Below are 9716 nucleotides of genomic sequence, written 5' to 3' on the forward strand. Positions count from 1 at the left end.
CGCCCACGAGGCGGGTTTTGCTTTTCTGGAGACCCGCAATGACTGAACCAGAACAACAACCGGCCACGCTCGTAGAGAACATGCTTCTGCTGCGCCGCGAGGACTTCGACGAACTGCTCGACCGTGCCGCCGAACGCGGAGCCGAGCGCTGCCTTGCCCATCTCGGGCTGGAGAACGGCAGTGCCGCGAAGGACATCCGCGAACTGCGCGATTTGCTGGAAGCTTGGCGCGATGCACGCAGAACGGCGTGGCAGACCACGATCAAGGTCGTGACCACCGGCATCCTGGCCGCGCTGCTGGTTGGGGCCGCCATCAAGTTGAAGCTGATGGGAGGCGTGCAATGACCGCCAAGCCGAAGATATGTCTGCTGGACGACTGGCGGCGCGTGTTACGACGGGCCTGGAGCATTCGCTTCTCCCTGCTGGCCGCTGCTTTCACGGCGGCGGAAGTGGTGGTGCCGCTGTTTGGCGACGTGCTGCCGCGTGGCGCATTCGTGCTGCTGGCCTTCGCCGCCAGCATCGGCGCGACCGTGGCCCGCATCGTGGCGCAGCCGGAGATGCACCGATGATCCGGCCACCGCAAAGACGCACCGTGGCCGCGCTGACGCTGTCCGCTGCCGCGCTGGTCGGCATCGTGCTGCACGAGGGTTACACCGACCGCGCAGTGATCCCGGTCAAGGGCGATGTGCCGACCATCGGCTTTGGCACCACCACCGACGTGAAGTTGGGCGACACCACCACGCCGCCGAAGGCGCTGGCTCGGGCGCTCAGCGATGTGCAGCAGTTCGAGGGTGCGCTCAAGCAATGCGTGACCGTGCCCCTTGCCCAGCACGAGTACGACGCGCTGGTGAGCTTTTCCTACAACGTCGGCAGCCGCGCGTTCTGCCAGTCCACGCTGGTCAGGAAACTCAACGCCGAGGACTACGCGGGAGCCTGTGCCGAGCTGCTGCGCTGGCGCTTCTTCCAGGGCAAGGACTGCGCGCTGCCCACCAACGCGCGCCTGTGCGGTGGGCTGGCTACACGGCGAGAAGCCGAATACCGGCAGTGCATCGGGGATGCGTCGTGACCCTGATTCCGTGGCCGTACCGGCTGCTGGCCCTCGCGGCACTCGGCGTCGCCCTGGTTGGCTTTGGCTGGATCAAGGGTGCGAGCCACGTCCAAGCGCAATGGGATGCCGCCATCCAGCAACAAGCCCTACAGACCGCCGCCGCCCGCGAGCGGCACGCACAAGCCACCGTCAAGGTCGTCACCCAGTACGTCGACCGCGTCCGCGTCATCCGCGAGAAGGGCGACACCATCTTCAAGGAGGTTCCCGTCTATGTGCCCGTTCAAGCTGATGCTGCTTGCACTATCAACCGTGGTTTTGTGCGCTTGCACGACGCTGCCGCCGCCGGTGAGCTGCCCGAGTCCGCCCGAAATGCTGATGCGGCCGCCGCAGGCCTTGCGCTCTCTGCCGTCGCCGGGACCGTTGCCGCCAACTACCAGACCTGCCACGAAAACGCCGAGCAACTGAGGGCGTTGCAGGCGTGGGTCGGGGAGATGAATGCAGCCGCCAAACAGTGACTTGGTGCTGGCCGACTTCTACCTACCCGACGCGCCTCGCCCTTACGCCCAGACCTCGTCCAGATTCTTCGCCGCCAGCAGCTTCTCCCGCAGCGCGTAGCGCGAAGACTGCATATTGACCTCGCTATTTTCCGGGCGCGGGATCGGGACAATCGCCGTCGCAGGCCCTTTGAACTTGATCATGTACTTGCCAGTGTCGTTGTAAGGCAGGATGGCCTCGACCTCGGCTATGTGGGTAATGGCAGCGACCGGGGCAACCTGATAGGCAGCGATGAACTTCAGCTTGGAAATGTGCTTCGCGTTGATTCTCACGGCGAACCAGCAGTTCTCATTCAGGAATCGTTGCTTGAAACCTTCCTCGCGGGCAGGGACGACGATGGTGTCGAACTTGTCGCTCTCCGACCCCACGGGCTGCACCTGATCGCTCGGGTCTTCCTGCTTCGGCGGCGTGAAGGCGTTGATGCCGAGCATTGGCAGGATCAGCAACATATCGGCCAGGAACGCTTGCGCCGTGGCCTTGGCCGCAGGGGCCATCGTCGGAGCCGTCGGGTTGTTCTTGTTCAGCAGAATGGCCCGGTCATGCTTCTTGGCCAGCGCAACCAGCGCCGACTCCAGGTACTGAACTTCGGTCTTTCCGATCTTGTGGTTGCGGTCGAAGAAGTAGACGCCCCACACCCAACCTTCCTTGTTCGAGACGTGGTTCTTCAACCGGTCGCCGACAGGGTCGGCCTCGCCGATGTAGATCGTCTCTTCAGCGGCGTTGCCGACAAGGATGTAGATGCCGGCTTGCGAGAAGCCCGGCTCCTGCTTCAACAGATGGAAAAGCTCCTTGTTGAAGACGACCCCGTAGCCCGACCAGTTCGACTTGTCGAGGTGACGAATGCCTTCGGGGTCACCAGTCGTGGCAAATAGCGTGATTGAAAACGGCTGCATTTCAAACAGTCCCTCCACGTGACACCGACCACCCCGACGACAACGCCTCGGCCTGCTGCAGAACCGTTTGCACCGCCGAGTCCTGAAGGTCGGGCGGGTAGCCATACTTGCGTAGGATGCGCTTCACAAGCACCCGCATCCGTGCGCGGGCAGAGTCCCGGTGGGCCCAGTCAACCGACACGTTCTCTCGCAGGCTCATCAGCAATTCGTGGGCAATCAGCTTGAGCTTGTCGTCGCCCATCATCTGCACCGCGCTTTCGTTCTCGGCCAGGGCGTCGTAGAAAGCAATCTCCTCATCAGACAGCCCTGCCTCTTCGCCACGCTGGCGCGCCGCACGGATGTCCTTGGCCAGTTGGATCAGTTCCTGCAGCACCTCGGCTGTGGTGATGGCGTTGGCGTGGTAGCGCGCCACGGCATCTTCAAGTCGCTCCGAGAACGCCTTGGTCTGCACCACGTTGGCCTTGCTGCGCGAGCGAATACCGTCGTTGATCAACTTGCGCAAGGCTTCCAGCGCAAGGTTCTTTTTCTCCAACTGCTGCACTTCGGCGAGGAATTCGTCGGAGAGGATGGAGATATCAGGGCTCTTGATGCCCGCAGCGGCCAGGATGTCGACGATCTCGGTTGAGACCACCGCACGACTGACGATTTGCTGGATAGCCAGCTCGCGCTCTTGCTGGGTCACGCCGGAGCCAGTACTGCTCTTGACCAGCGCGGCACGGATGGCCTGAAAGAAGCCGACTTCCTCCCGGATTTCGCGGGCCTCGTCGGAAGCGGAAGCCAGTGCGAACGCCTTGGACAAGGCCAGCACGGCGTCTTGGTATCGACGGTGAGAGTTCTTCTTGCCTTCTTTGGTCTTCTCTTTCGCAGCCAGCTTCTGTTGCAGGTCGAGAATCCACTCGATGGCCCCCGCCATCATCGCTAGGCGCTCCTGCGGCGTGCCGCTCATCGCGGAGACGTAGTCGTAGCCGTGGTACATGTCCCGCACGACCTCGTACTTCTCCATCATCACTGCGATGGCCTGCGCTTCGTCGACGCCGGTATTTTCTTGGTCGTTCTTGGAATACTGCTGCAGCGCCGATTTCAGGTTTTGCGCGATACCGATGTAGTCCACGATCAGCCCGGCAGGCTTGTCGCGGAACACGCGGTTCACACGCGCAATTGCCTGCATCAGTCCGTGACCCTGCATCGGTTTGTCTACGTACATCGTGTGCATACACGGCGCGTCAAAGCCGGTCAGCCACATATCCCGAACGATCACCAGCTTGAGCGGGTCTTTGGGATCGCGGGCTCGCTTGGCCAGCAAATCGCGCCGGGCCTTGTTGCCAATGTGCTGCTGCCACTCCTGCGGGTCGCTCGCTGCGCCAGTCATCACGATCTTGACCGCCCCTGCGTTGTCATCGGTGCTGTGCCAGTCCGGGCGAAGCTTGACGATCTCATCGTAAAGCTTGACGCAGATGCGGCGGCTCATGCACACCACCATCGCCTTGCCGTCGAGGGCTGCTACGCGATCCTCGAAGTGGGCGACCATGTCCTTGGCCACCAGTGCAAGGCGTTTGTCGCTGCCAACCAGGGCCTCGACCGTTGACCATTTCTTTTTGAAGCGCTCCTGGTCGACCTCGGAGTCCTCCTCGGTTAACTCGTTGACCTCGGCGTCGATCTTCGGCTTCTCTTCCTCGTCGAGTTCGATGCGCGCCAGCCGCGACTCGTAATAAATCGGCACAGTCGCGCCATCCTCGACAGCACGGCTGATGTCGTAGACATCGATGTAGTTGCCGAACACCGCCGGGGTGTTGACGTCGTCCGCCTCGATTGGCGTGCCGGTAAAGCCTATGAAGGATGCGTTCGGCAGGGCGTCGCGCATGTATTTGGCAAAGCCGTAGGAGATTTCCCCGGTCTTTGCGTCCACCTTGGCCTTGAAGCCGTATTGGCTGCGGTGCGCTTCATCCGCGATGACGACCACGTTGCGGCGCGTGGTGAGCGGCTCCGCAATCTCGCCGAACTTCTGCAAGGTCGTGAAAATCACGCCGCCCGATGCCCGACTCAAGACCTTCTGAAGATCTTCGCGGCTCTCGGCCTGCACCGGCGTCTGCCGGATCAGGTCGCGGCACATCGAGAAGGTCGAGAAGAGCTGGTCGTCGAGGTCGTTGCGGTCAGTCAGCACCACCAACGTCGGGTTGGCCATTGCCGGGTGTTTGACCAGTTGCCCGGCGTAGAACGCCATCAGCAGGCTTTTGCCGGAGCCTTGGGTGTGCCAGATGACGCCCACTCGCTGATTGCCCTGTGGCGAGGACGCAGTCACCGTGCTGTTGACTGCGTGTCGCACCGCGTGGAACTGGTGGTAGCCCGCGATGATCTTGGCCAGCCCGGAACCGGTTTCGCCGAAGACCGTGAAATGACAGAGCAGATCGAGCAGGCGGCGATGCTCGAACACGCCTTCAATCAGTGTCGAAAGTTCCGGCGCACCTTTCGGGGCAACGTCCGTGCCGTCGGTGGTACGCCACGGCATGAAGCGCTCAAGGTCTGCCGAGAGTGAACCCACCCGGGCTGCAATGCCATCCGAGGTGACCAGCAGCGCGTTGGTGTTGAACAGCGCCGGAATCTGCTTCTTGTAGGTCTGCAGCTGGTTGAACGCGCCCAGCAGATGCGCCCCGGCGCTGCCCGGCGCTTTCAGCTCGATCACGCCCAGCGGCAAGCCGTTCACGAACACCACCACATCGGGCCGCCGGTTGTTCTGGCCGTTGATCACCACGAACTGGCTCACCGCCAACCAGTCGTTCTGCTCTGGATGTTCGAAGTCGATGAGCGCGACCTTGCCTGCCGTCAGCGTGCCGTCGTCGGCGTAATACTCGACGTCCACGCCTTCCGTCATCAGCTTGTGGAGACGGCGGTTCTCTTCAAGCAGCGATGGCAGCTCGGATTGCATCACCCGCCGCACGGCATCCTGACGCGCCTCCAACGGAAGGCCAGAATTCAGACGCGCGACGGCGTCTTCAAACCGCTTCTTGAGCACAACCTCATCGTGACTTTCGCGCTCCGGTCGGTGTCCATCGGGGCCGATGTCCTCCTCGCGTTCGATGCTGTATCCCAGCCCTCCCAACTGTTCCAGTAATGCCAGCTCTACGGCGGCCTCCGAAAGAAACGCCATTACGGTTCTCCTTGTTCTTCGATGGGCTGAATCGCCACCAGCTTCAATAGCCCGTCGTAATGCTCACGGTCGACAGCCATCATCATTTCGAGTGTGTCGCGCAATACCGGTTGGGTTTCTGCGAGCAAAGAAAGATCGTGCCCCGGATCGGCGATTGCGCCAGCATGTGAATACGTGTTGAGCAACCGGAGGATGCGGGTCTTTTTCGCGCTGTCGAAATCCACCCGCTCGAGTCGTGGGCCGAGATCCCCGCTCATCTCGGGGAAGCGGAAAGCGAGGAAGGCCTCGATCAATCGGCGCGCGACGTTGGGCAAACCGTAGTGGTGTTCCAGTTGGACAACGTCATTGCGGTGAGCCTCCTCGTAGACGCGCTTGAACAGGTACTGGTACTCCGATTCGTGCTTCTCAAGCAGAGGGTCAAGGTGCCCTAGTTCACTAGTGCGCGATCCGTCAGCATGCCTACGAGTGCGGAGCAGGAAGAACCTACCGGGTCGTCGATCAACTTGGGGGCTTTTCTGCTTTGGCAGATGATGGAACCAGTTCTTCACCAGCCGGAAAAACGAGAAGCTGTGCGTCAAGATGAAAAGCTGTCCCGCATCCTTGGTGCGGTCCTTCATGTAGCCGAAGGCCGAGAACAACGCGTTGTCATCGAGGCTCGACACCGGGTCATCAATGACGACAATCCCATTCTTCAAGTCGAATGCTCTGTCCTGCAACGACTTGAGGAAATAGAGGAATGCAATCGCCGTTCGCTCTCCATCGCTCAAATGCGCTACGTACTGGCCGCTGCGGGTCAGCGCGTAGCCGGTGCCTTTCACCTCGAAGCGCAACTCGTCGCGCCCAAGGTAGGCGCATAGCTCTGCAGTCAGCTCGTCAGCGGGGCGGCGATGTTCGAGGATCGCGCGTTCCAGCTCATTGATCTGCGTTTGGGTTTCTGCCTGCGTAGCCTTTATGCCATCCAGTTCGGCGGTCGCGGTTTTCACAGCCCCGGAGAGCTGGACAAACTCGGTGTGTGCCTCCGCGACATACGAGGCTTCAAGCTTCTTGCACGCACTGTCGACCGACGCCGTGAACTCTGCGGAGATGCGGTTGTGCTTCTCCACGATCCCGTTGAATGCGGCGACTGAGTCGGTAATCGAGGAGGGTTTCGCCGTAGCTTGTACCTGCGTGGCGGCGGGGGCGAACGGCTGATCGCGCTTGGCCTCGACACGTGCGATGAGGGCATCGAGCGCGGCTTGGGTCTCAGACTGCGCCGTCAACACCATCGTGCAGGCTGATGGCACTTCGGACGCGAGCGCTTCATAGAAGCGTGAAACGTCGGGCAGCGACAGTGAGGCCGCAGCCTGCTTGGCCGCCTTCAGCTTCGAGAGAAGGGCGGACAGGTCTTTCTGAAATCCCGCGAAGGCGTCGTTGAAGTGAGCTTCGAGCGCGGCGCGACGCGCTGCCTGAAGCGGCTGCTGGCAGAAGCGGCAGGTGTCGGAGGCGTGCTCGCCCGAGTGCAGATGAAGCCCTTCTTGCACCCACGCGGCAAGCTTGGCATTGCTGGTCAGTTCATCGAGCGTCTGCGCGACGACGGAGCGACCGACCAGCGTGTCTACCTCGCTCGTCAACGCATCAAGTTCGATGGATGGCGCGACGACCTTCCCGACAAGGGGCTTTGGCTGGGCGTTCTTTTGGCTATGGAGCTGTGTTTTCTGCTCGTCGGACAGAGTCGCGGCCGCCGCCTGCTGCGCATCCATTGCTTCAACGGCACGCCTGAAATTTCGCTTGTCGTAATTGTTGTAGGTCTGGCTATTCGCAGTGGTCAACAGCTCCTTGATGAGCTTCGCCTTGTCCCTGCAGAAATCGTCCAGCTTCGACTCTGCTCTTGTCTTGTCGGCCTGAGCAGTCCGCGACTTAATGTCGGTCGTGGTAAGTTCCTTCTTGAGCTGCTCGACCCGTGCCTGCTTCTCGATGCTGTCTTCGCCGAGAAAGTAGATCGGCGCAATGCCGCCCGTTTGTGACAGGGTGGCATTGATGAAATCCCGGTTGAAGACGCGCACTTGGGGCAGTTGCGCCGAAGCGAAAGCGGAGCCTGCGACCTTCGTTGTGCCGTCGATCTCCAGTGCCGCTTCACCTTCGAGGAGCGCGGTCTTCTTCTCAACGAGCGAAAGCAGCCATGACAGCGTCGTTTTGCCGCTGCCGTTCCATCCATAGATGACATTGAACTGCGCAAACGAGTGCAGTTCTGTTGGCCAAGCAAAGTCGCGGAACACTCGGAGCCGTAGCTTGGCGATGCGGGTCAACTTCATGCTGACTCTCCGTGTCCTTCGACGGGCTCCACAGCCGGAGCAGGCGCGCCGCGCGCAGCGTTCAGCGCTTCAACGTAGGCATCCCGATCCAGTTGGTAAAGCAAACGGCTGACTTCGATGTTGATGGGCAGCTCATCGCCGCCCGGCAGCAGGAAGCGCAAGGTTGGTGAGTCGCCGTCCTCGGCGTCCACGGCCAGCCCCACGTGTGCATCGATCAGCGCGTTGTCCTGCGCAAATCGCTCCCACGGTTCGCGGGAGTTGATCGGGTCGAGCTGCGTGTCCAGATAGGCCTGATGCAGAAATGCCACGATGGCATCAGCTGCCAAGATTGCCGCGCGCCGGTGATAGACAGTCAGGGCTTGGATGAAGCCGTCTTTTCCATGACTGAATGGCCCCGCGTCGTTCCTCAGTACGCGGAGTGACTCTGCCAAGCCGTTGTGGTGCTTGATCAGGTCTGCAAATTTTCTATCCCGAACATCTCCGCGCCTGAGCACCCGCGTTGCCGCAGACACCCATTCGGTTATCGCCGCCTCGTCCCGAGGTTTCAGGGGTGCCGTTGGATTGTCGAGTTGATCAATGACTACCCGGCAGACACACTCAACCAGCCCCTTCGCAGCGTCGATCGAAGCGTCACTATCGCTTCCGATGTTTGCTTGCAACGCCTCAAAGGTGTGCTGCAGCATCGGCGCATCGCGCCAATACTCGCAGGCCTCGCGGATGCCGGGGCACCAATCCAAGGTCATACGACCGCTCCGACAATTCGCTCCGCGGCGGGCACTCGCAATTCGCCAGATATGAGCTTAGGCAGCAGGGTGTCGCGGTGATGGGTAAGGGATCGGGACTCAGCATCACGCGACCTGATCCCGTCTCGCAATGTGGACCATCTTCGATTGAATTCCTCGACTACCGCTTCGGGAGGAATGACGCAAGGAATTGATGCGAAATCTGTGTAGGAAAGCGACTGACGTACGCTTCCACTCGCAAGTGTGTTGATCCACGTCTTTGTTTGGGCGCGACGAATTGAAAACTCGAGAAACCATTGATAGGAATCCTTTGGGCGCGCAACAACATACACAGGGCTGACGCCCCCAACGACGTCCTCTTCTAACATTCCAATGGAACCGATATTGATACGGGATGGGTTATATGCAAAGTCCCATTGTTCAACAAGCAAGTACTTGTCTGTGTCCTTGCTATACACACGCTTGGAAAAATGATCATCTGATCTTGCCAACTTCCCGCTGGCCACAGCTGAAAGCACGGTGACCGCACGCTTTCCCGCTCGTTCGGATCGCTGCGATACGATCCTCCCATATGAACCTGCGTCCCACCCATCAGGAATCTCTCCCAGATCCGATTCAATAAGTCGGTCTGGGAAGATGTCGTAAAGATGCGCGGGTAGGCCGGGTAGTGATTGGCCGCGCCGCCATCGGCCTTCTTGCTTGGCGCGCACTGGCTCGAAGTCCACGAACCACGCCTTGAACAGGGCGCGGGCCATCGCCTCTAGCGTTTCATTCATTCGCCGGTTGACTTCGAGCTTGTCATCCAATGTGCCCAGGATGTTGGCAATGGCGCGTTGTTCATTCGGAGGCGGAACCGTTATCGATTTTGTGTAAACGAAATTTCGATTCTGGACCGGCCAGCCTTTCGTAGACACTCGGACGCCATAATTGATGGCAATGACCGAGGTGTTTATGGGCAACAGCAAGCAGTACACGGATGAGTTCCGCGCAGAGGCGGTGAAGCAGGTAATCGAGCGCGGCTTTACAGTCGTGGACGTAGGCT

10 protein-coding genes are annotated in these 9716 nt (G+C 60.5%); 5 read left to right on the plus strand and 5 right to left on the minus strand.

The genetic code is table 11. The features are described from left to right. The first annotated feature begins 38 nt into the window (after positions 1–38). The 4 genes from ABB33_RS07200 to ABB33_RS07215 are packed head-to-tail and all read left to right on the plus strand — an operon-like array spanning position 39 to position 1562. Positions 39–344 carry a DUF6127 family protein gene (locus ABB33_RS07200; RefSeq protein ID WP_056931677.1) on the plus strand — a complete coding sequence of 102 codons (306 nt, stop codon included), beginning with the start codon at positions 39–41 and terminating at the stop codon, positions 342–344. Next, the gene (locus ABB33_RS07205) at positions 341–568 is read left to right on the plus strand and encodes a DUF7940 domain-containing protein (protein WP_045667467.1); all 228 of its coding nucleotides are present in this window, start codon (positions 341–343) and stop codon (positions 566–568) included. Before ABB33_RS07200 ends, ABB33_RS07205 begins: the two co-directional genes overlap by 4 nt. Next, positions 565–1065, plus strand: a complete 501-nt coding sequence (locus tag ABB33_RS07210; RefSeq protein WP_056931678.1) for a lysozyme — start codon at positions 565–567, stop codon at positions 1063–1065. The genes ABB33_RS07205 and ABB33_RS07210 overlap by 4 nt, the downstream gene beginning before the upstream one ends. Further along, positions 1062–1562: a hypothetical protein gene (locus ABB33_RS07215; RefSeq protein ID WP_056931679.1), complete on the plus strand. Its 501-nt coding sequence runs from the start codon at positions 1062–1064 to the stop codon at positions 1560–1562. The genes ABB33_RS07210 and ABB33_RS07215 overlap by 4 nt, the downstream gene beginning before the upstream one ends. Positions 1563–1604: 42 nt before the next feature. Here the strand turns inward: ABB33_RS07215 and ABB33_RS07220 are convergent, their stop codons facing one another. From ABB33_RS07220 to ABB33_RS18950, 5 genes are read right to left on the minus strand one after another with little or no spacing between them, the layout of a single operon-like run. Beyond that, a complete protein-coding gene (locus tag ABB33_RS07220) occupies positions 1605–2513 on the minus strand; it encodes a GIY-YIG nuclease family protein (protein ID WP_211260868.1) in 909 nt (302 codons plus the stop codon). Then, positions 2497–5640, minus strand: a complete 3144-nt coding sequence (locus ABB33_RS07225) for a type I restriction endonuclease subunit R (protein ID WP_056931681.1) — start codon at positions 5638–5640, stop codon at positions 2497–2499. The genes ABB33_RS07220 and ABB33_RS07225 overlap by 17 nt, the downstream gene beginning before the upstream one ends. Beyond that, complete coding sequence (locus ABB33_RS07230) at positions 5640–7931, minus strand: ATP-binding protein (RefSeq protein WP_056931682.1); 2292 nt, start codon at positions 7929–7931, stop codon at positions 5640–5642. Before ABB33_RS07230 ends, ABB33_RS07225 begins: the two co-directional genes overlap by 1 nt. After that, on the minus strand, positions 7928–8674 hold the full coding sequence (locus ABB33_RS07235) for an abortive infection family protein (RefSeq protein WP_056931683.1): 747 nt from the start codon (positions 8672–8674) through the stop codon (positions 7928–7930). Before ABB33_RS07235 ends, ABB33_RS07230 begins: the two co-directional genes overlap by 4 nt. Further along, entirely contained in the window at positions 8671–9588 is a 918-nt protein-coding gene (locus tag ABB33_RS18950; protein WP_211260869.1) for a restriction endonuclease subunit S, read from the minus strand. Before ABB33_RS18950 ends, ABB33_RS07235 begins: the two co-directional genes overlap by 4 nt. A 37-nt stretch (positions 9589–9625) precedes the next feature. Between ABB33_RS18950 and ABB33_RS18530 the strand changes: the two genes are divergently transcribed. After that, the coding region (locus ABB33_RS18530) for a transposase (RefSeq protein ID WP_152984998.1) at positions 9626–9716 on the plus strand (91 nt) is incomplete at its 3' end.

The sequence above is a fragment of the Stenotrophomonas acidaminiphila genome (assembly GCF_001431595.1).
GTDB classification, from domain to species: domain Bacteria; phylum Pseudomonadota; class Gammaproteobacteria; order Xanthomonadales; family Xanthomonadaceae; genus Stenotrophomonas; species Stenotrophomonas acidaminiphila.